This is a genomic window from Pseudonocardia sp. GCM10023141 (assembly GCF_042653605.1).
In genome coordinates this window covers 72563-93144 of record NZ_JBHSIR010000002.1, presented here as the reverse complement: position 1 = coordinate 93144, position 20582 = coordinate 72563, and the positions used below count along the sequence as shown (strand labels likewise).

Genomic DNA, 20582 nt, shown 5'->3' with positions numbered 1-20582 from the left:
TCTCCGGCAACGACACGCCGCAACAAGATCCTTGACCAGCAGCCGCGACCGCTAACTGAACGGCTTTGGGCCTAGTGGTCACCACTAGTCCGCCAATCCGTCTCACGTCGGACCGTCTCGCGTCCGACCGTCCCAGTCCGAGGAGCGCGCGTGGTTCGCAGTGCAGGCAACGAGCTCAGAGAGGCCATGGCGCAGGGCATGGTCGTCGCTCCGGGGTGCTACGACGCGCTCTCGGCACGGCTGATCGAGAAGCACGGGTTCCGTGCGGTCGATGTGACCGGCCTGGGCATCAGCCTGGGGTACGCCGGTCGGCCCGACATGCACCTGCTGACCCTCACGGAGCTGGCCACGGTGTCGGCACGGATGGCCGACTCGGTCGACATCCCGGTCATCATGGACGGCGAGGCCGGGTTCGGCGACGTTCACAGCGTGGGCCGCGCGGTCCACGAGTTCGAGCGCGCCGGGGTGGCGGCGATTCACATCGAGGACGCCGGCGAGAAGCGGGGACTCGAGAAGACCGGTCTCATCCCGATCCGGGAGATGGTCGCCAAGATCCGAGCGGCCAAGGACGCACAGCAGGACCCGGGCTTCGTGTTGATCGCTCGTACGGACGCCTCCATCGTGTCCGCGGATGAGGTCGTGAAGCGTGCCAAGATCTATGCCGAGGCCGGTGCCGATGTCATCTTCACGGTCATGCACGGCGCCGGGATCCTGCGGAATCCGGTCGAGGCGCGGAAGATGTACGAGGAACTACCGCAACGGATCAAGACGCCGCTGATGACCAACTCGCCGCTCGGGACGGACATCTCCGCAGGTGCTGCTGAGAGTTACGGATATGCGATCCTCGCTATTCCGGCGGTCACGGTTGCGGCGGCCGGCCGAGCGATGGACGATGCGCTTCGCGCGCTGGCCTCGGCCGAACTGCCGGCCCACTTCGAACAATTCCCACCGGCCTCCCTGCTCGAACTTTCCGAGCTCTGTGGGCTGAGCCGGATGCAAGCGCTGGAAGAGCGTTACTACCAGGACCAGTAGGCACGAGCAGAGGGCGCAGGAAAGGTGAGAAGTGTGGGCGCACGACTGCAGGACCAGGTAGCCATCATCACCGGTGCCGCCGGCGGACTCGGACGCGCCACGTCCGAGCTGTTCGTCGACGAGGGAGCCGATCTCGTCCTCCTCGACCTCGACGGTGGCGCACTGGGTGACCTCGCGCGACATCTCGACGGCCGAGGTGGCAAGGTCGTCCCGCTGTCCGGGGACGTCACCGATCCCGAGCTCGCCGACCGCGCCGTGCAGGCGGCCATCTCGAACTTCGGCCGCGTCGACGTCCTGTTCAACAACGCCGGCATCGTCCCCTCCGAGGCCACCTCGGTGGTCGGAACGTCCATCGCGGACTGGGACCGGGTCATGGATGTGAACACCAAGTCCGCGTTCCTCTTCAGCCGGGCCACCATCCCCGAGATGATCAAGGGCGGCGGCGGTGTCATCGTCAACACGGCCTCGATCTCGGGCGTGACCGTGACGGCCGACCGGGCCGCGTACAGCGCCTCGAAGGCGGCCATGATCTCGCTGTCCCGATCGCTCGCGATCGACTTCGCGAAGGCCGGGATCCGGTCCAACTGCATCTGTCCCGGGATGATGGAATCGGTGATGGCGGAGGCGCGTTCCCGGCTGACACCCGAAGCCCTGAGCGCACTCACCGCCAAACGGGCCTCGATGGTCCCGTTGGGCCGGGTGGGCGCCTATACCGAGGTCGCCCAGGTGGTCCTCTTCTTCGCGAGTGACCAATCCAGCTTCGTCACCGGCGACACGATGGTGGTCGACGGCGGCTTCATTCTGCGGGCCGGCGTCACCGCGAACATCGAGTTCCTGGAACGTGCGAAATCCGGCTGACCGCCGGCTGGGGTGCGAGCACTCGACAGACATCGCTCGATACATTGAATGAGACGGCTGGAGGAGACGTGGGTCTGGACAAGCGGATCGCGCAGGAGAATGGCTTTGCAGGTGTGCTGGTCATTCCAGGCGATCCCGAGTATGACTCCGCTCGATCCGTGTGGAACGGCGAGATCGACAAACGACCCGCAGCCATCGCCAGGTGCCGCAGTGTCGAGGACGTGGTGGCGGCGGTCCGCCTGGGTCGCGACGCCGACCTGGAGATCTCGGTGCGCGGCGGGGGGCACAACTTCGCCGGGTTCGCCATCGCCGAGGACGGCCTGGTCATCGACCTGAGCCTGATGCGGGGTGTGCAGGTCGACGTCGGTCGGCGCGTGGCGGTCGCGCAGGGGGGCGGTACCTGGAAGGAGGTCGACGAGGCGACGCAACAGCATGCGCTGGGCATGCCCGGCGGGCTCGTCAGCCACACCGGCATCGGCGGGCTCACTCTGGGCGGGGGGCTGGGTTGGCTGACCCGACGGCACGGCCTCACCTGTGACAACCTCCGCGCCGCGCAGATCGTCACCGCACAGGGCGACGTGCTGCGCGCGTCCGCGACGGAGAACCCCGACCTGTTCTGGGCGATCCGCGGTGGGGGCGGCAACTTCGGCATCGCCACCGCGTTCGAGTACCAGCTCCACGACGTGGGACCCGCGGTCCACGTCGGGATGTTCTTCTGGGGTGCCGACCGTGGCACGGAAGCGCTGACCTACTGCCGGTCGCTGTTCACGACGGCTCCGACGGACTTCGGGCTCGTGCTCGTCGGCCGCACCGCCCCTGCCGCGCCGTTCGTGCCGAGCCAGTTCCACGGACGTCCCGGCTACCTGTTGACGGTCGTGGGGTTCGGCGGCGAGGCCGAACACCAGCAGGTGGTCCAGCGGATCCGGGACGAGTTCCCGCCGCTGTTCGAGCGGGTGGCGCCGATGGACTACGTGGAGCTGCAGAGGCTCTCCGACGACACGAACGCCTGGGGTTCACTGGCGTACGAGAAGGCGCTGTACCTGGACGAGCTCAGCGACGGTGCGATCGAGTGGTGGAACGATCACCTGCCCCAGGACGGCGCCGGCGCGTATCGCCGCATCGTCGCGTACGTCCTCGGCGGCGCGTACGGAAGCGTGAACGATGAGGACACCGCCTTCGGTGGCAGCCGGAAGGCCGCGTTCAGCTTCACCCTCAACTCGATCGGGGGCCCTGCGGAGCTCTTCGAGGCGGATCGGGCCTGGGTACGGGAGTCCTGGGACGCGATGCGCCCGTTCTCCAGCAGCACCGCCGGCTACGTCAACATGATGGCGGAGTCGTCTCCGGACCGGATGCGCGACACCTACGGTCCGGAGAAGTACGACCGCCTCTCGCGGATCAAAGCCCAGCTCGATCCCGACAACGTCTTCCACCTGAACCAGAACATCAAGCCGGCGCAGACCGCCGAGTCGCTTCCCCGCTAGACACGGCCGATCCGTCCTGGAGGTTCCATCAATGTCGGTTGCGCAGCAGACCCAGGAAAGCATCGTCTTCCTCAGCCCGGCCCCCGCGCGGGCGATAGAGGCGAGGCCTCCCGCCGAACGGCTCACGAGCCTTGCGGGCAAGGCCATCGGCCTACTGGACAACAACAAGCCCGGCGCCCGGCCGATCCTCGACCGGCTGGCCGAGCGCCTCGTCCAGGAGGGGGCCGCGAGCGTGCGGCACTGGCGCAAGTCCCATCCCTCCGGTCCCAGTCCCTACGTGTCCGAGGCCGCGGGAGAGTCCGACCTCGTGATCTCCGGAGTGGGCGACTGCGGCTCCTGCTCGTCGTGGAGCCTGCGCGACGCCTTCGAGGCGGAGGCCACCGGTGTTCCCACGGTCACCCTCGTGTCGAAGCCGTTCGCGAACGTCGTACGCATCGAGGCCGACTCGCTGGGCATGCCCAGCCTGCCGATCTTCGCCACCCCGCACCCGATCGCGACGCTCACCGAGGCTGAACTGCACGCGATCGCGGACGACCTGTTCGAGTCCGTCGTCCGGGCCGTGGTGAAGGCGTGACCATGGTGCTCACGTCGGAACGGATCGAGGTGGCGAGCCTCGAAGGCTTTCAGCAGCACGCCCTCGAGCAGGCGTGGCACGACGGGCTCCCGCTCGTCCCGCCGACCGAGGACCGGGTCCAGAGGATGCTCGAGCACTGCGTGCGGCCCGCCGACGAGTCGCTGGGTGCGGTGGCCCCGTACTACGGGCTCGCCACCATCGAGAAGCTCGCCATCATCGCGGTGATGGCCGGGTGCCGCCCTGCGTACTTCCCGATTCTGCTCACCGCGGTGCAGGCTGTCATCAAGCCCGAGTTCAACCTGTACGGCATCCAGGCGACGACGAGCCCGGTGGCGCCGTTGATCCTGGTGAGCGGGCCCATCGCTGAACAGGTGGGCATGAACGCGGGCGACAACGCCTTCGGTCAGGGCAACGTGGCGAACGCGACGATTGGCCGGGCGCTGCGGCTGGTCCTGATCATCCTCGGCGGGGGCACGATCGTGCCCCAGGTCGACCGGGCCACGCATGGTTTCCCCGCGAAGTACTCGTTCTGTGCGAGCGAGAACGTCGCCGCGACCCCGTGGCAGCCGTTCGCTGTGCGGCGAGGCCTCGAACCCGCGACGTCGGCGGTGTCGGTGTTCGGGGTGCACGGGTTCCACAGCATGATCGACATGGTGAGCTCGACGGCGGAGGAGCTGATGCCCAGCCTTTCCGCCGGCGTCGCCGCCAGCGGTACCAACAACATGACGCACGGCGGGGAGGGCCTGCTCGTCCTGTCCCCGGAGCACGCGGAGATCATCCACGGAAGCGGCTGGACGATCCGGGACGTGCAGAACTACCTCTTCGAGCATGCTCGGATCGACATGACGAGACTCGCTCCCGCCTTGCGCACCTATCTCCGGACGCGTCGCCCCAAGTGGGTGGATCAGGACCGGTATCCGGTGACCGACAGTCCCGACGACTATCAGGTGATCGTGGTGGGCGGCACCGGTATCCACAGCGTGTTCCTGCCGAGCTTCGGCTCCACCCGCGCGGTCACCCTGCCCGTACTGGACGTGGAGCGATCGACCGGTTCGTGAGGTCGACCGCACCCGCGGGGCGGTGACATCCGCTCCGGATCGAGGGAGGCGTACCACGAAGATCACCGACGCGCAGGCGCACGTGTGGCAGCGAGTAGTGCCGGGCGCAACGCCGCACTACGAGGCCCCGTTCACGGCGGAGGCGCTGGTCTCACGGATGGACGAGGCAGGAGTGCAACGCGCGATCATCGTCCCGCCGTCGTGGGCGGATGACGGGAACGAGGTCGCGCTCGCCGCCGCGGACGCCCATCCGGACCGGTTGGCTGTGATGGGTGTCGCCGCGTTGGATGCGCCCGATGCCAAGCAGCGGCTGTCGCGCTGGCGGGACCGCCCCGGGCTGCTGGGGCTGCGCCAGCCCTTTCACGTGCAGCCCTACATCGGCTGGCTCGACACCAGGAGCCTCGACTGGGTGTGGACGGTGGCGGCCGCCGCGGGGATGCCTGTCATGGTCTATCCCGCCGGGCTCGTCGCCAAGTTTGAGCGCATCGCACGGGAGTTCCCGGATCTGCGTCTCGTGGTCGACCACATGGGACTTCCGCTCGACACCTCCCCCGTGCGGCGCTTGGAGGCCGTACACGAGCTCGTGCGCCTGTCCCGCTACCCGAACGTGGCCGTGAAGCTCTCGGCGCTACCGCTGTACTCGCACGAGGCGTTCCCTTTTCGGGACGTCCATGACAGCGTCTGCCGCGTTCTCGAGGCCTTCGGCCCGCACCGGAGCTTTTGGGGCTCCGATCTGACGCGGCTGTCCTGTTCGTACGGCGATGCCGTGGCGATGATGGGTCTGATCGATGGCCTGAGCGAGTCCGAGCGTGAGCTGGTGATGGGGGAAGCGGTCTCCGCCTGGCTGGGGTGGCTGGGGCACCGATGACCGAACGACGGAGGTCGGTGTGAGAGCGACGACGATCGGGCCGGACCCGCTGGGCTGCGCCGTCCGGCTCACCGATGTGGCGGCGGAAGGGTCGCTGTGGTGACGCCGGTCCGTGATCTGGTGATCGTCGGCTCCGGCCCGGCCGGCTACACGGCCGCGATCTACGCCGCGCGGGCTCGGATGGCACCTCTGGTGTTGGAGGGCGCGATCCATGGCGGCGCGCTCATGACCACGACCGAGGTCGAGAACTACCCAGGCTTCCCGGCCGGGGTGACCGGCCCGGACCTGATGGCCGGCATGCGCGAGCAGGCCGCCCGCTTCGGCGCAGAGCTGCGCCCGGAGGACGTCGAGGCGCTCGACCTCGCAGGACCGGTCAAGACGGTCACTGCTGGCGGGATCACCTACACAGCACGTGCGGTCGTCTTGGCGATGGGCGCCGCGGCTCGCCGGCTGGGCGTCCCGGGTGAGACGGCGTTGCTCGGGCACGGCGTCAGCACCTGCGCCACGTGTGATGGGTTCTTCTTCCGCGATCAGGACATCGCCGTGGTCGGTGGTGGTGACTCCGCGATGGAGGAGGCCACGTTCCTCACGCGCTTCGCCCGCTCGGTCACGGTCGTGCATCGGCGCGCGACCTTCCGGGCGTCGCCGATCATGCTCGAACGGGCGCGCAACGACCCGCGGATCCGGTGGCGGACCGGTGCGGTGACGGAGATCGTCGGTGGCGGCGGTGTCACCGGGCTGCGGCTGCGCGGCGTGGGCACCGGTGCGGCCTCGACCATTGATGTCACGGGGGTGTTCGTCGCGGTCGGGCACGATCCGCGCAGCGCGTTGGTCCGTGATGTCGTCGACGTAGACCCGCAGGGGTACGTCCTGGTGCAGGGGCGTAGCAGCCGCACCGCCCTGCCGGGGGTCTTCGCCTGTGGCGACCTCGTCGATCCGAGCTACCGGCAGGCCGTGACGGCCGCCGGCTCGGGTTGCACCGCGGCGATCGACGCCGAGCGCTTCCTCGCGGCGTACGCGGCGTAGCGGTCCTCGACCCGACCCGACCCGACCGCGGCGCCGCGGCGCCGCGGCGCGAGGGCTGGTCCAGGTCCCGGCCCGGCTCTGAACGGTGTCGTCGGCGCGGCGATCCGACCGCTGCACGGGCGCTGGGTGCCCGGGCGGCGGCATTGACCCTCGCACAGCCAGGTGATACTTTTTCCATACAGAAAGATGTTCCGCCTGTAGAACGGGCGGTGCCACGAGGAGCTTAATGATGAGACTCCACCGTCCGGTTCTCGCCCTGGGAGCTGTACTGGCCCTGACCCTGGCTGCCTGCGGTGGACAGAACAGCGGCGCGGGTCCGGCGCAGTCGTCCACGGCCGACGCGCTCTCCGCGCGTACCCAGATCAAGGTGGTGTACTCGCCCGGCGTCGTGCCCAACAGCCTCGTGGCCATCGCAGACAAGCTCGGCTTCTTCGACCGCGAGAAGCTCGAACTCGTTCCGTTCGCGCAGCAGGCTGCGACCACCAGCGCGCAGCTCCTCGCCTCTGGGCAGGTCGATTTCGCCACCGCGGTGCTCCCCAACGTCATCGACACGCTCAAGGAGCAGGGGCTGCACGTCTTGCTGGTGACCGGTACGAGTCGGCGGCAGCCGGTGCAGATCCTGTGCAAGCCGAGTCTGGGTATCCAGGGAACCTTCCCGCAGACCTTCAGCACGCTCAAGGGTAAGACGGTCGCGGTCACGGCGGCAGCCACCCCCAGTGACAACATCCTCAGGTACACGATCTTGTCAGCAGGCCTCAGCCTCACCGACATGCAGATCATCCATGCCGGCAACACCGGCACGATCAACAGCGCGCTGATGGCCGGCAAGGTGGACTGTGCCTATGCGCAGGAGCCCTTCCCTGCGCAGTTCGGTTCCGCGTACAGCTCTGCGGTGAACTACGCGGGGACCGAGCAGCCCAAGGCGTTGCAGGATCTCATCTTCGCACCGGTGGCGGCCGGTCCGACGATCCTGTCGAATCGGCCCGTGCTGCGGGCCTTTGCGCGAGCGATGCTCGCCGCAGCCACGTTCGCCAACGATCCCGGCAACGCGAACAAGATCGCCCAGGCACTCCTGCCGGACTTCAGCGGGGTCACGGTCGAGCAGCTGACGAAGGTCTACCAATCCTGTGCCGGGATATGGACCGCCGAGCTGACTCCCCAGATGTTCAGCAACTTCAGCGAGATCATCGCCACGGCATCCGGCAAGCCCACCTCCTACTCGTCGGCGGACTACGTGAGCCCCGACGTCCAGGACCTCGTTTCCACCCCCGCGCCGCCGGCGGCCAAGTAGGCACGGGCGGTCGAGGCGAGCAGACTTCCGCGAAGGGCGGCCATGGTAACCGAACGCCAGGGGGCATCGGGCGGGGAGACCGACATCCTCACGACGAGCACGTCTGCCGCACCCAAGGTAGCGGTCGAGAACGTGTCGCTGGAGTTCCGAACGCGCTCGGGACAGTCGGTGCCGACCCTTCGCGACATCTCGCTCGATATCGCCGCGGGCGAGTTCCTCGCGGTCGTCGGCCCCAGCGGGTGTGGCAAGTCGACGTTGCTCAACGTCGTCTCCGGCTTGCTCGAGCCGACGCGCGGGGAGGTCCGCATCGACGGGGTGCCCGTGAGCGGGATACAGCCCAACATCGGGTACATGCCGTCGCGGGACGCGTTGCTGCCGTGGCGCACGGCCCTGGGCAACGTGGAGTACGGGGCAAGGTTCCGCAAGGACATCGGCAGCAAGAAGTCTCAGCGAGTCGAGCTGTCCCGCGCGCTGCTGCACCAGGTCGGCTTGAGCGGATCTGAGAGCCAGTACCCACACGAGCTGTCCCAGGGTATGCGGCAGCGAGTCGCCATCGCCCGCACCTTCGCCTTCGATCCGGAGATCCTGCTCCTGGACGAGCCCTTCAGCGCCCTGGACGCGCAGACGCGATCGACGATGCACGCGCTGTTCCTGAGCCTCTGGGAGTGCAGCGGAACGACGGCTATCTTCGTCACGCACGACGTCGCCGAGGCGATCACCCTGGCCGACCGGCTGGTGGTGCTGTCCAGTCGACCGACCAGCGTCCAGGCCGAGCTGGAGATCACGTTCCCACGCCCGCGCGACACGCGGCGGCTGCACCGCGACCGCGAGTACCTCGACACGATCGACACGGTGTGGCAGCTGCTCGGCCTCGAGAGCTCCGACGGGCCCGACGATGCCACGTGACAGGGCCGTCGGGTGGCACGCACGGGCGCATTCGCGCCGTCGACTCCACGAGCGGAGGGGATGACTTATCTCGCGCGCAAGGTTGATGACTGTCCGGTTCGGGGCGTTGCTCGCGTTCATCGCTGCGTGGTACCTCGTGGTCAAGAGCGGACTCGTCGCCGCGTACCTCGTCCCGCCACCCGACATCGTCGCGTGGAACCTGTTCGACATGATCAGGACCTCGGTCCTGATCGACCACGTGGGCACGACGCTCTCCGAGGCGTTCATCGGGTACGTCCTCGGCTCCGTCGTCGGAATCGCCGCGGGCCTCCTGCTCGCCGCCTTTCCCCGGGTCGGTCGGGTCCTCGAGCCGTTCGTCACGATGTTCAACGCTGTCCCGAGGTACGCGCTGGCCCCGCTGTTCGTGATCTGGTTCGGCTTCGGCCAGCCGTCCAAGATCGCACTGGTGTTCGCCATCGTCGTCTTCGTCGTCCTGGTCAACACCTGGCAAGGAGGGCGACAACTCGACGCGGACATCGTCACGATCTCGCGACTGCTCGGCGCCTCGCGCTGGGAGATCATCGTTCACGTCATGGTGCCCTCGGTCGTCCCCTGGGCGGTGGCCGGAATGCGCCTGTCCATCGCGTACGCACTCGGGGGTGCGGTGGTGGGCGAGCTCTTCGCCGGCCAGAAGGGCGTCGGATACCTGATCGCGGCCGCCTCCGGCACCCTGAACCTCGGTGTGGTGTTCGCGGGGATCGTCGTCATCATGATCGTCGCGTGGCTCGCCGACGTCGCGTCCACCTGGACCGAGAACCGCATTCTCCGCTGGCGACCGACAGTTCCGCTGGGATGACGACGGCAGGCTCGGAGGAGCGGATGTACGAGATGGTCGACTGCCAGATCCACGAGCCGCTGCCGTGGCACGAGGACTCGATCCCGCCCGGTGATGTCGAGGTGCGCAACGCTGTCATCACCGAGCTGGCGCTGTCGTCGATGGATGCCGTCGGGGTCACCGCCGCCGTCATCGCCTCGGTCGGCGGGCACGCGGAGTGGCCGCAGCACGCCACGACGAGCTTCCCGCGTCGCTTCGCGGCACTGCGCAGTGCGGGCGCCGCCGGGCTCGACCCCCTGGCCCCGGACATCGCGGAACAGGTGGAACGCGTGCAGGCGACGGCTGGGGTCATCGGTCTGCGGGTCTCGGACTTCGGCGCGCAGGCCGAGGGTGCCAGCAAGATCGTCGATGGCTCGTTCGCCGCGCTGTTCGCCGCGGCGGCGCGACTGCGCTTCCCGGTCTGTATCTACCTCGCCAACCGCCTCGATCTGGTGCCTCGGCTCGTGGCCGCGCACCCCGATCTGATCCTGGTGATCGACCATGTCGGGGTGCAGCAGCCCATGGCCGTCAATGGCGGGCGGGCCGACGTCCCACGGTTCAAGCAGCTTCCGGCGCTGCTGCGGCTGAGCAGATTCGACAACGTCGTCGTCAAGCTCAGCGGGTACTGCACCTTGTCGATGGAGCCCTTTCCCTTCCCCGATCTCCGCGAGCCACTCCTGGCACTCGTCGAGGCGTACGGTCCGCAGCGCCTCATCTGGGGCACCGACATCCAGCGGGTCCAGGGACGCTTCCGCAATCCCCGGCCGGACGCCTGGAACACGGATCACTATCCAGGGCGGCACACCTACGCCGAGGCCGTTGCGTTCCTACGTGATGTGGAAGGCCTGTCGAGCACGGACCGGGCCACGATCTTCGCCGGGGCACACCGACGCGTCTTCGGCTGGCCTCCCGAGCGCGCTGTCTCCGCGGGCATGAACACGGACGCAGGGTTGTCGGCGCCGTGTGCGGGTGAACGTCGGTGACCGGGGTGGAGGAGATCATGAGCGTCGGGTTTGTCGGTCTCGGGAATCTGGGCGGTCCGATAGCCCGAAGCCTCGTGCGCAATGGCTTTACGGTGTGCGGATACGACAAGCGGGCCGACGCGGTCGAGGCGTTGGTGCTGGCGGGCGGACTGGGCGCGACGTGCCCGGCCGATGCCGTCCGGGGGCGCGACGTCCTGGGCGTGTGCGTCGTCAACGACGCTCAAGTCGAGGAAGCACTGTTCGGCCCCGACGGCGCGCTCACGGCCGAATGGGTGCCGCGCTACCTGGTGATCCACAGCACGATTCACCCCGAGCGCTGTGTGGAGATCGCCGATCGTGCCGCGGAGCGCGGTGTGCGTGTCGTCGACGCGCCCGTGTCGGCGGGTACCTTCAACGCGAGCGAGTCCGGGCAGCTCACCGTGTACGCGGGTGGCGAGGCGGACGACATCGATGCGGTGCGGCCCGTGCTGCAGGCCATCGGTCGGCATATCGTACCCATGGGAGGGGTCGGTACTGGGCAGCTCGCGAAGCTGGCCAACAATATTGTCTCGCAGATGACGTGCCTGGGAATCGGGGAGGCCGTCAGGATGGGTGTCGCGGCGGGCTTGAAAGGCGCTGACATCCTGGCCGCCATCAGCGCGGGTAGCGGCCGCTGTTGGTATGCAGAGGGTTGGCCGGCGGCGTGGATGGATGCCGATGGACAGGCACCTCAAGCTGCCTCGCCAGACCTGATTGCGGTCGGCGATGTTCCGGGGCGGGTGTCGGGTGTGGGCCGCAACGGCCTCAAGGATCTCAGCTTGGCATGCGACGTCGCGGCCGCCCACGACGTGGAGGTGCCATTTGTTGATGGGGTTCGACAGATCCTTGAAGATCGGCTACGTGCCCGCGGTTTCTCCATTGTCGAGCGCGTTCAATGATGTGTCGTGCCTGTGTCAGTGGTCGTTCCAGCCGTCGATGAACGCGGTAATCGCCTCGATCAGCTCGCGTACCGAGCGGTGGGTGCCGGGGCGGATGGCTTGGCGGTGATGATCCCGAAGAAGATCTCGACCCATGTTCAGCCAGGACCCTGAGGTCGGGGCGAAGTGCAGGGTGATCCGTGGGTTGCGGCAGCCAGGCCTTCACCGCCGGGTGCTTGTAGGTGGCGTAGTTGTCGCACACCAGGTGCAGCTTGCGCCGGGGGTAGGCCTTCGCGACCTGCTTGAGGAACCGCAGGAACTCCTGGTGGCGGTGGCGCGGCAGGCACACCTGCTCGACCCGACCAGTCGCGACCTCGAGCGCGGCGAACAGGGTGGTGGTGCCGTGGCGGACGTAGTCGTGAGTCTGCTTCTCGGGCACGCCGGGCAGCACGGGGAGGATCGGTGCGGTCCGGTCCAGGGCCTGAACCTGCGACTTCTCATCGACGCAGAGCACAACGGCGTTCTCCGGCGGGTGCAGATACAACCCGACCACGTCGCGGATCTTGGCGTCGAGTTCGGGATCGGTGGAGAACTTGAAGGTCTCGGTCCGCCACGGTTGCAAGTCTCACCTACGCCAGATCCGCGCCACGGTCGCGAAGGAAATCTTCAAGTGATCAGCCAGCAACCTGGCCGACCAGTGCGTCACTCCCAGGCTCTGCGGCGGGCGGCCGTCCTCGGCGAGAGTGACGCGACCACCACGTCGATCTCATCGATCTCGGGTGGCCGACCGCTGCGCGGCTGATCGTGCAGGGTGGCGATTCCGCCGGCGTCGTAGCGAGCTCGCCAGTCCACCACGGCCGGCCGGCTGGTCCCGGTCCGGCGCGCGATCTCCGCGTTGGGCAGCCCGTCGGCCGCCAACAGCACTATCCGCACGCGGGACGCCAGACCCGCTCGGACCGAGCTCGTCCGCGTCAACGCCTCCAGCCGGGACCGATCACCCTCACGCAGCACGGGTGGCGCAGCAACCGACGTTGCCGGCGACGCGCGTCGGTATCCCCGGCCGTTCTACATGGAGGGCAAGGTGTTCCCGGTCGAGTGCACGAGCCCGAGTACGTGAGCTATCGGATGCGCGAGCTGTACCAGCACGCGGTCTCGGCGGCCGTGCGCGACATGCTCGACGTCGGTCGGGACATCGTCACTGACGGCGCCCAGTACTATGAGAATGAAACGGGCTATGAGTACGCCGAGCTGTTCTACGCTGTGGCCCACAAGCTCGAGGGCTACGCCGGGTACGGCGATCGGATCCAGGTCGGTGCGTTCGACCCGCCGATCTACAAGCCGACGGTGCTCGGTGATGTCGTCTGGCGGCGTCCGGTGCTCAAGCCGGTGGCCGCGGCCGTCCGCGAGGTGACCGACGCGCCACTGAAGGTCAACGCTTCGCTCGGACCGGCCACCCTCAGCGCGTTGTCGACCGATCAGCACTATCACGACCTCAAGGCGCTGTCCCAGGGTGTCGCCAAGACGGCAACAGCGAGTTCAAGGATCTCGCGCGCCGGGGTGTCGACCTGATCCGGATCACCGAGCCGCTGACCTTCTTCGAGCCCGAGGACTGGATCATCTCGGCGCTCGACACCGCGTTCGATGGTATGGACGCCTACAAGGTGGTGCACATCTGTTACGGCCATGAAGAGGGGCAGCCTCATTCTCGACCTGAAGGCAGAGCGGCTGTTCCCGTGGGCATTCGATCTGAACTGCGATCAGATCCACTTCCAGATGGCCAGCCACGAGTTCGCCGAGGTGGACCCCGTGCGAGGCTGGCCTGCGAACAAGGACCTGGGACTGTTCCAGGCGATACCGCCGGAGCAGGTGTCGGTGTCCACCGACTGCGGCATCGCGTCGATGCGGCGCAACGTCGCCAAGACCAAGCTCGGTGCGATCGTCGCCGGGCGTGATCTCGTCAGCTCGCAGCCCACCGGCGACTGACCGGGAAGCCGGCCTGCCATCCTCCGATGGTCGTGGCCGACCTCGTCGCCACCGGGCATCTGGGACGCGGACTGTCGCAGCTGGTCCGACTCCCCAGCGCTGCCCAGCACGATGCGCGTTGCCCCCGTCGCGCTGGGCTCTCGGGGACCCGGACTTCGGCGCGATCGTCGACGCGGACCCTGCAGACGTCACCGGGAGTGCTGACGCGGCTTGTCGGCTCAAGTCCGACGGCGGTCAGGAGCCGGCGGACGGGGCTGGGGTGGTGTTGGTGGCGGGGCGGCGGTTGCGTATCGCCTCGGCCAGTGGTTCGACGACGCGTGCGGTGATTGGTCCGATCACGGCCATCAGCAGCACGTAGGTGGTGGCCAGCGCGGCCAGCCGCTCGTCGACGACGCCGTAACCGACGGCCAGCCCGGCGATGATGATCGAGAACTCCCCGCGCGCCACCAGCGCGGCCCCGGCTCGGGCGCGCCCGAGCGGCCCGATCTTCTGCCGCCGCGCCGCCCACCACCCGGTGGCGATCTTGGTGAACGTGGTGACGACGGCCAGCGCGGCGGCCCAGCCCAGCATCGGCGGGATGGACGCCGGGTCGGTGTTGAGCCCGAAGACCACGAAGAAGATCGCCGCGAACAGGTCGCGCAGCGGTTCGAGCATCTTGGTGGCGTTCTCCGCCGTCGACCCGCTGATCGCGATGCCGAGCAGGAACGCGCCGACCGCGGCCGACACCTGCATGGCGGACGCGAAGCCGGCCACCAGCAGCGCTGCTCCCAGCACCTTGAGCAGGAACACCTCGCGGTCGGGGGAATCGACCACCGCGGAGACGAAACGGCCGTAGCGCAGCGCCACCAGCAGCACGACGGCGAGCACCGCCACCGAGATCCCGACGGCGGTGAGCCCGCCGACGAACGTGACGCCCACCAGCAGCGCGGTGAGGATCGGCAGGTAGAGGGCCATGACGAGGTCCTCGAACACGAGGATCGACAGCACCACCGGCGTCTCGCGGTTGCCGAGGCGCCCGAGGTCGCCGAGCACCTTCGCGATGATCCCCGACGACGAGATGTAGGTGACGCCGCCCATCACGAGCGCGCCGATCACGCCCCAGTCCAGGATCAGGGCGACGGCGACGCCCGGCGCGGCGTTGAGTACGATGTCGAGCAGCCCGGCCGTCCAGGAGCGGCGCAGCCCCGTGACGAGTTCGGCCGCCGAGTACTCCAGCCCCAGCAGCAGGAGCAGCAGGACGACGCCGATCTCGCCGGCGAGCCCGGTGAAGTCCTCGATGCCGGTGAGCGGCACGAACCCGCCCGCGCCGAAGAACAGGCCGCCGAGCAGGTAGAGCGGGATGGGGGACAGGCCGATCTTGCCGGCGAAGCGGCCGAGCAGGCCGAGTCCGAAGAAGACGGCCCCGAGCTCGATCAGTTCCAGCGCGGTGTGGTCCACCGGGGATCAGCCCCGCTTGAGGATCTTGACAGCGTTGTCGAGCCCCTCCGACGTGCCGACGGTGACCATGAGGTCGCCCGCGGTCAGGGTGAAGTCGGGCGTGGGGCTCGGGTGCACCTGGCCGGCGCGCATCACCGCGACCACCGACACTCCGGTACGGGTGCGCAGCGCGGTGTCGCCGAGCGTGCGGCCGTCGAACGGGGAGCCGCTGCCGATCGGGATCTGCCGCGTGTGGATGCCGGGCAGGTCCCGGTGCTCCTCGTTGAGCTGGGCGACGAGCTGGGGAGCGCCGAGCAGGTTGGCCAGCGTGCTCGCCTCGTCGGCCGACAGCGGCAGCTCCGCCAGGCAGGCGTCCGGATCGTCGGGCTTGGAGAGGATGAGCTCGATCTTGCCGTCGCGATGGGTCACCACGCCGATCCGGCGGCCGCTGCGGAGCGCGAAATCCTTCCGTACGCCGATCCCGGGCAGGGGCGTCACCTCGACATTCACCACTCCACGTTAGCTCGCCCGTGGCCGGGCCGGTGTCGGCGGGCGACTGGTGGTGAGATCGGGCAAGTCGTATGATCAGGGACGTTTCGGATTGGCTGGGGCTGTCGGCGGACGTGCGCTGCGCGAGGTACCGATCATGGGAATTCGATCCGCGTCCGGTCCGGACGAGACCAACCCGCTCTCGGCGCGTGAGTTGCTGATCCTGGCTGACATCGAACGGGATCTGCACGCCCGCGATCCACGCCTCGCGAAGAGGCTGACGAGGTGCGGTGCCGGCCGGATCTGGGGCACCCTGTCGCCGTGGCAGCTCCTGGCGGTGGCGCCGGTGCTGGGCGTCGTGCTGCTCGTCCTCGCTGTTCTCGTCCCAGGATCGTTGGTCGCGGCCCTGTTGCTGTTGCTGAGCGTGTCCGCGACGGTGTGGGCGATGGTCGGTGCCGACTACCGTGCGGACAGGTGACGAACCGCGTTCGACCTCCGCGTCGGTGGATCCGGCCGATCGGCGGTGGACTCGACGACCGGTAGCGTCAGTGGCCGGGAACCATCGGGTCCGGCACCCACATCGGATGGGGTGCGGCATGTAGATCTGGAGCGCAGCAGGACCTGCGGCAGCTGGCGGGTGGTGCTCACCCCGGATGGACGACGCCGACGGCAGAGCGCGACGCTGTGGCCATGGGCGAGCGCACCGCACGGTCAGTGGGCGCCGCGCCCGCGCATCGGACACCGGCCCGGGCGCTGTTCCGTCGGCTGGTTCTGATCAACGGCACGGTGTTCACGATCGGCACGCTCGTGCTGGCCATCTCGCCTGCCACCGTGTCCTCACCGCTGCTGCCCACAGAGCTACCGGTGCTCACGATCGGACTGGCACTGATCCTCACCGCCAACACGTTGCTGCTGCGACGCAGCCTCGCCCCGCTTCGCGCCCTCACCACGCTCATGGAGCGGGTCGACCTGCTGCGCTCACGCGACCGGCTGCCGGACCGGGGCAACGGCGACCTCACGCACCTGATCGAGACCTTCAACGCGATGCTCGATCGGCTGGAGGCCGAGCGCAACGCCAGCAGCGCACACGCGCTCGCCGCTCAGGAGAGCGAACGGCGACGCATCGCGAGGGAGCTGCACGACGAGATCGGCCAGAGCCTCACCGCCGCGTTGCTCAGCCTCAAGCGCGTCGTCGACCGCGCTCCCGAGGACCTGCGCCCGGAGCTGCACGCGGTGCAGCACACGGTCCGCTCCAGCCTCGACGAGGTTCGCCAGGTGGCCTGCAGGCTCCGCCCCGACGTCCTCGAGGATCTCGGCCTGGCCAGCGCGCTCAACGCACTCGTGGCAGAGTTCAGCCACGTCAGCGACGTGCGTGTGACGCGGGCTCCGCACCCGGACCTCTCCGGGCTCAGCGGTGAGGTCGAGCTGGTGCTCTATCGCATCACCCAGGAGAGCCTCACGAACGTGGCGCGGCACGCCGCCGCGTCACATGTCGAGCTGTCGATCGTCGCCACCTCGGCCGCGCTGACCCTCTGCATCGCCGACGACGGCCGCGGTGGAGTTCGCGAGGACGGCGCCGGCATCCGCGGCATGCGGGAACGCGCGCTGCTCATCGGAGCAGAACTCACCATCAGCACCCCGCCCCGGAGCGGCACCGTCGTGCGGCTCGTCGTGCCCCGCACCGCAGCAACCAGGGAGATCCGATGATCAGTTCCGTGACCAGGATCCTGCTCGCCGACGATCACGGGCTGGTCCGCCGGGGACTGCGCATGATCATCGATGCCGAGCCCGACCTCACCGTCGTTGCTGAGGCGGCCGACGGCGCGGAGGCGGTCGAGGCCGCGTCCGCCGACACGGTCGACCTCGCCATCCTCGACATCGCGATGCCACGGATGACCGGGATCCAGGCCGCGCGGGAGATCACCAGGCGGGCCCCGACCATCCGCATCCTGATGCTGTCGATGTACGACAACGAGCAGTACTTCTTCGAATCGCTCAAAGCGGGGGCATGCGGCTATGTCCTCAAGTCGGTCGCCGACCGCGACCTGCTGGAGGCCTGCCGCGCGGCGATGCGCGGCGAGCCGTTCCTCTACGCGGGTGCGGTCACCGCCCTCATCCGCAACTACCTGCAGCGGAGCCGGCAGGGCGACCGGCTCCCCGACACCATCCTCACCCCGCGCGAGGAGGAGATCGTCAAGCTGATCGCCGAAGGGCACTCGTCGAAGGAGATCGCCGAGACACTCGTCATCAGCTTCAAGACCGTCGACCGGCACCGCGCCAACATCCTGCAGAAGCTGGGCATGCGCGACCGCCTGGACCTGACGAGGTACGCCATCCGGGCCGGTCTCGTCGAGCCGTAGCGCGCGGCTGTCGCGGGTCCTGCCACGTGCGTCTACAGGGTCCAGCACGTCCGACATGGGTGCTGGACCCGATAGCCGCCCCGGTCGGGTACGTCGAGACTGACCGGGATGAACAACGATGCACTCGTCGCTGCACTCGGCATGGACGCCGTCGCGGCCGTGGGCGGGTACCGGGCGCAGGTGATGGGCGAGGCCGGCCGGCGCGGGCTGCGCCTCGCCGACGACGCGCTCCCGGGCCTGGATCCCCTCGACATCCGGCTGAGCTTCCGACATTGCGCCGGTCGTGGCGACCTGGCCGGCCGGACGCTGCGATGGAGCTCGGCGCACGGTTGGTCGTTGTCGCACCTGACCGCCAACGGCACGATGAGCTACTACGCCGGTCCGCAGGCGGGTCCGCTGCTGCTCGTGCCCTCGGCGAGCGAGGTCGTGGACTGGGCCCTCGGTGCGTGCGACGGCCCGGCCACACCCCCGGTGGGAGTGGACCTCGACGACGATCCGCGAGCGATCCGACGGTTGATCGGATGCCTGTCCCACCGGGCGGAACTCCACGCGCCCGCGCTGGACCGGAAATCGGGATGACGGGAGGACGTTGTGCCGCTGTCACCGCGTGAACAGCGCATTCTGGCCGAGATCGCGGGCCGGCTGAGCGAGCAGGATCCCGTGCTCACCGCGCGGCTGGCCCGGTCGAGCTCGCTGTCAGCGCTGTCCTGGCGCTTTCCGTTGTCGCCAGGCCACATCGGCCTGCTGGTACTGGCGCTGACCGGGCTGGTCGGGCTGCACTCGTTCGGGCCCGCGCTCGGCGACATCGGGCTGGGGATCCTCACCGTTGCGCTGATCGTGCCGTGGACGGTGTTCGTCATCCTCGCCGCCGCACGCCGTGCGGGCGTCGATGAGCCGGCCGCACCGTGGGCCGGGTCGGCCGACGAGTCCGGACGGCAGTTCCGATGACGTCGTGGCGCGCGTTCCGGCACGATGGTCCAGGAGGCCTCGCACATGGCGGTATGGATCATCTGGTTGGTCGTCGCGGTACTGCTGGGGGTCGCTGAGGCGTTCACCCTGACCGCCGCGCTGGGGCTGCTCGGAGCCGCCGCACTCGTCACCTCGGGCGCCGCGGCGCTCGGGCTGCCGGTGACCCTGCAACTGCTGGTGTTCGCCGTCGCCGCCGCGACGGGCATCGCAGTGGTCCGGCCCATCGCCGCGCGGCACATGCGCCGGCCGCAGCCGGAGCGCTTCGGAGTCGACGCGCTGCCCGGGCAGATCGCCTATGTGCTCGAGGACGTCACACGACGGTCCGGCACGGTGCGGATCGGCGGCGAGGAATGGACGGCCCGCCCGCTCGACGAGCGACTCGTGATCCCCCGCGGTGCGGCCGTCGACGTCATCCGGATCGATGGCGCCACCGCCGTCGTCTACCCACGGGAGTGACCATGGAGTTCTCACCCCTGCTGCTCGCAGGGCTGCTCGTCGCGCTGCTCGTGATCGTCACGGTCGTGCGGGCGGTACGCATCGTCCCCCAGGCCCGGGCGCGCAACGTGGAGCGGCTGGGCCGGTTCCACCGGACGTTGACGCCGGGGCTGAGCTTCGTCATCCCCTACATCGACCGGGTCTACCCGGCGCTCGACCTGCGGGAGCAGGTCGTGTCGTTCGTGCCGCAGCCGGTGATCACGGAGGACAACCTCGTCGTCGAGATCGACACGGTGCTGTACTTCCAGGTGACCGATCCCCGGTCGGCGGCGTACGAGATCGCAAGCTACCTCCAGGCCGTGGAGCAGCTCACCGTCACCACGCTGCGCAACGTCGTCGGGTCGATGGATCTGGAGCGCACCCTCACCTCCCGCGACAGCATCAACAGCCAGCTCCGCAGCGTCCTCGACGAGGCCACCGGCAAGTGGGGCCTGCGGGTCAACCGGGTGGAGATCAAGGCGATCGACCCGCCGATGAGCATCAAGGACGCGATGGAGAAGCAGATGCGCGCCGAACGCGACAAGCGCGCCGCGATCCTGTCGGCCGAGGGGCAGCGGCAGTCCCAGATCCTCACCGCCGAGGGTGACAAGCAGGGAGCGATCCTGCGCGCAGAGGGGGCTCGTGCCGCCGCCTTCCTCAAGGCGGAGGGACAGGCGCGGGAGATCGACGAGGTCTTCCAGGCCGTGCACCGCAACGACCCCGACCCCAAGCTGCTCGCCTACCAGTACCTGCAGGTCCTGCCCCAGCTCGCCCAGGGCGACAACAACACGATCTGGGTGATCCCGAGCGAGGTCACCTCCGCCCTGCAGGGCGTCTCGCGCGCCTTCACCGAGAACCTGCCCACGATCGCGGTCGCCGGGCCCGCCGGCACCGACGGGTCGGCGGAGCACGCGGTGCGGGACGCCGCTCGTGCCGCGGCCGCCGCCGTCGCCGACGCGTCCCAGCCCGACGGGATGCTCCCGATCCTGCGGGAGGCCGTCCGGCCCGAGGTCACGGCAGCCAACTGTGATCGCAACGGCCCGGACCGGTGACCCACCCCGCGCT

At 68.8% G+C, this 20582-nt stretch carries 23 protein-coding genes and 1 pseudogene; 21 read left to right on the top strand and 3 right to left on the bottom strand.

Features of this window, described 5'->3' with window-relative positions; genetic code table 11:
* Window positions 1–150: 150 nt before the first annotated feature.
* The 12 genes from ACFPFQ_RS00470 to ACFPFQ_RS00415 all read left to right on the top strand — a co-directional run bounded on the left by ACFPFQ_RS00470 (window position 151) and on the right by ACFPFQ_RS00415 (window position 11847).
* Complete coding sequence (locus ACFPFQ_RS00470; RefSeq protein ID WP_379613508.1) at window positions 151–1032, top strand: isocitrate lyase/PEP mutase family protein; 882 nt, start codon at window positions 151–153, stop codon at window positions 1030–1032.
* A gap of 33 nt (window positions 1033–1065) precedes the next feature.
* Window positions 1066–1890 carry an SDR family NAD(P)-dependent oxidoreductase gene (locus tag ACFPFQ_RS00465; RefSeq protein WP_379613506.1) on the top strand — a complete coding sequence of 275 codons (825 nt, stop codon included), beginning with the start codon at window positions 1066–1068 and terminating at the stop codon, window positions 1888–1890.
* A 158-nt stretch (window positions 1891–2048) separates the two neighbouring features.
* Window positions 2049–3371: an FAD-binding oxidoreductase gene (locus ACFPFQ_RS00460; protein WP_379613504.1), complete on the top strand. Its 1323-nt coding sequence runs from the start codon at window positions 2049–2051 to the stop codon at window positions 3369–3371.
* A 31-nt stretch (window positions 3372–3402) separates the two neighbouring features.
* On the top strand, window positions 3403–3945 hold the full coding sequence (locus ACFPFQ_RS00455) for a UGSC family (seleno)protein (RefSeq protein WP_379613502.1): 543 nt from the start codon (window positions 3403–3405) through the stop codon (window positions 3943–3945).
* Window positions 3942–5003, top strand: coding sequence for a hypothetical protein (locus tag ACFPFQ_RS00450; RefSeq protein WP_379613501.1), 1062 nt, complete (start codon window positions 3942–3944; stop codon window positions 5001–5003). Before ACFPFQ_RS00455 ends, ACFPFQ_RS00450 begins: the two co-directional genes overlap by 4 nt.
* A gap of 22 nt (window positions 5004–5025) precedes the next feature.
* Entirely contained in the window at window positions 5026–5871 is an 846-nt protein-coding gene (locus tag ACFPFQ_RS00445; RefSeq protein ID WP_379613499.1) for an amidohydrolase family protein, read from the top strand.
* A 96-nt stretch (window positions 5872–5967) separates the two neighbouring features.
* Window positions 5968–6897, top strand: a complete 930-nt coding sequence (gene trxB / locus ACFPFQ_RS00440) for a thioredoxin-disulfide reductase (protein ID WP_379613497.1) — start codon at window positions 5968–5970, stop codon at window positions 6895–6897.
* Window positions 6898–7126: 229 nt separating this feature from the next.
* Window positions 7127–8188 carry an ABC transporter substrate-binding protein gene (locus ACFPFQ_RS00435; protein ID WP_379613495.1) on the top strand — a complete coding sequence of 354 codons (1062 nt, stop codon included), beginning with the start codon at window positions 7127–7129 and terminating at the stop codon, window positions 8186–8188.
* A gap of 168 nt (window positions 8189–8356) precedes the next feature.
* Window positions 8357–9094 carry an ABC transporter ATP-binding protein gene (locus ACFPFQ_RS00430; RefSeq protein ID WP_379613493.1) on the top strand — a complete coding sequence of 246 codons (738 nt, stop codon included), beginning with the start codon at window positions 8357–8359 and terminating at the stop codon, window positions 9092–9094.
* A gap of 85 nt (window positions 9095–9179) precedes the next feature.
* Window positions 9180–9929 (top strand): ABC transporter permease, encoded by a 750-nt coding sequence (locus ACFPFQ_RS00425; protein WP_379613491.1) that lies wholly within the window; start codon window positions 9180–9182, stop codon window positions 9927–9929.
* On the top strand, window positions 9926–10930 hold the full coding sequence (locus ACFPFQ_RS00420) for an amidohydrolase family protein (protein ID WP_379613489.1): 1005 nt from the start codon (window positions 9926–9928) through the stop codon (window positions 10928–10930). Before ACFPFQ_RS00425 ends, ACFPFQ_RS00420 begins: the two co-directional genes overlap by 4 nt.
* Complete coding sequence (locus ACFPFQ_RS00415; RefSeq protein WP_379613488.1) at window positions 10927–11847, top strand: NAD(P)-dependent oxidoreductase; 921 nt, start codon at window positions 10927–10929, stop codon at window positions 11845–11847. The genes ACFPFQ_RS00420 and ACFPFQ_RS00415 overlap by 4 nt, the downstream gene beginning before the upstream one ends.
* Window positions 11848–11871: 24 nt before the next feature.
* On the opposite strand, the pseudogene ACFPFQ_RS00410 reads toward ACFPFQ_RS00415, so the two are convergent.
* Window positions 11872–12837 (bottom strand): annotated as a pseudogene (locus ACFPFQ_RS00410) (IS630 family transposase); the annotation flags it as partial.
* Between the two features lie 84 nt (window positions 12838–12921).
* Here ACFPFQ_RS00410 and ACFPFQ_RS00405 point away from each other — a divergent pair.
* Entirely contained in the window at window positions 12922–13395 is a 474-nt protein-coding gene (locus ACFPFQ_RS00405) for a hypothetical protein (RefSeq protein ID WP_379613486.1), read from the top strand.
* A gap of 114 nt (window positions 13396–13509) precedes the next feature.
* Window positions 13510–13809 (top strand): hypothetical protein, encoded by a 300-nt coding sequence (locus tag ACFPFQ_RS00400; RefSeq protein ID WP_379613484.1) that lies wholly within the window; start codon window positions 13510–13512, stop codon window positions 13807–13809.
* Window positions 13810–14043: 234 nt separating this feature from the next.
* Here ACFPFQ_RS00400 and ACFPFQ_RS00395 read toward each other — a convergent pair whose 3' ends face one another.
* Together ACFPFQ_RS00395 and ACFPFQ_RS00390 are read right to left on the bottom strand one after the other, a co-directional pair.
* Window positions 14044–15246 (bottom strand): cation:proton antiporter, encoded by a 1203-nt coding sequence (locus ACFPFQ_RS00395; RefSeq protein ID WP_379613482.1) that lies wholly within the window; start codon window positions 15244–15246, stop codon window positions 14044–14046.
* A gap of 6 nt (window positions 15247–15252) precedes the next feature.
* The gene (locus ACFPFQ_RS00390) at window positions 15253–15735 is read right to left on the bottom strand and encodes a cation:proton antiporter regulatory subunit (protein ID WP_379613480.1); all 483 of its coding nucleotides are present in this window, start codon (window positions 15733–15735) and stop codon (window positions 15253–15255) included.
* A gap of 136 nt (window positions 15736–15871) precedes the next feature.
* Here ACFPFQ_RS00390 and ACFPFQ_RS00385 point away from each other — a divergent pair, with 136 nt between their 5' ends.
* From ACFPFQ_RS00385 to ACFPFQ_RS00355, 7 genes are all read left to right on the top strand, one after another.
* Window positions 15872–16192, top strand: coding sequence for a DUF3040 domain-containing protein (locus ACFPFQ_RS00385; protein WP_379613478.1), 321 nt, complete (start codon window positions 15872–15874; stop codon window positions 16190–16192).
* Between the two features lie 212 nt (window positions 16193–16404).
* Window positions 16405–17421, top strand: coding sequence for a histidine kinase (locus tag ACFPFQ_RS00380; protein WP_379613476.1), 1017 nt, complete (start codon window positions 16405–16407; stop codon window positions 17419–17421).
* Window positions 17418–18074 carry a response regulator gene (locus ACFPFQ_RS00375; RefSeq protein ID WP_379613474.1) on the top strand — a complete coding sequence of 219 codons (657 nt, stop codon included), beginning with the start codon at window positions 17418–17420 and terminating at the stop codon, window positions 18072–18074. The genes ACFPFQ_RS00380 and ACFPFQ_RS00375 overlap by 4 nt, the downstream gene beginning before the upstream one ends.
* A 108-nt stretch (window positions 18075–18182) precedes the next feature.
* Window positions 18183–18653, top strand: a complete 471-nt coding sequence (locus ACFPFQ_RS00370) for a hypothetical protein (protein WP_379613472.1) — start codon at window positions 18183–18185, stop codon at window positions 18651–18653.
* A gap of 12 nt (window positions 18654–18665) precedes the next feature.
* The gene (locus ACFPFQ_RS00365) at window positions 18666–19022 is read left to right on the top strand and encodes a DUF3040 domain-containing protein (RefSeq protein ID WP_379613470.1); all 357 of its coding nucleotides are present in this window, start codon (window positions 18666–18668) and stop codon (window positions 19020–19022) included.
* A gap of 45 nt (window positions 19023–19067) precedes the next feature.
* Complete coding sequence (locus ACFPFQ_RS00360) at window positions 19068–19499, top strand: NfeD family protein (protein WP_379613468.1); 432 nt, start codon at window positions 19068–19070, stop codon at window positions 19497–19499.
* 2 nt (window positions 19500–19501) lie between these two features.
* On the top strand, window positions 19502–20569 hold the full coding sequence (locus ACFPFQ_RS00355; RefSeq protein WP_379613466.1) for an SPFH domain-containing protein: 1068 nt from the start codon (window positions 19502–19504) through the stop codon (window positions 20567–20569).
* Window positions 20570–20582: the final 13 nt, after the last annotated feature.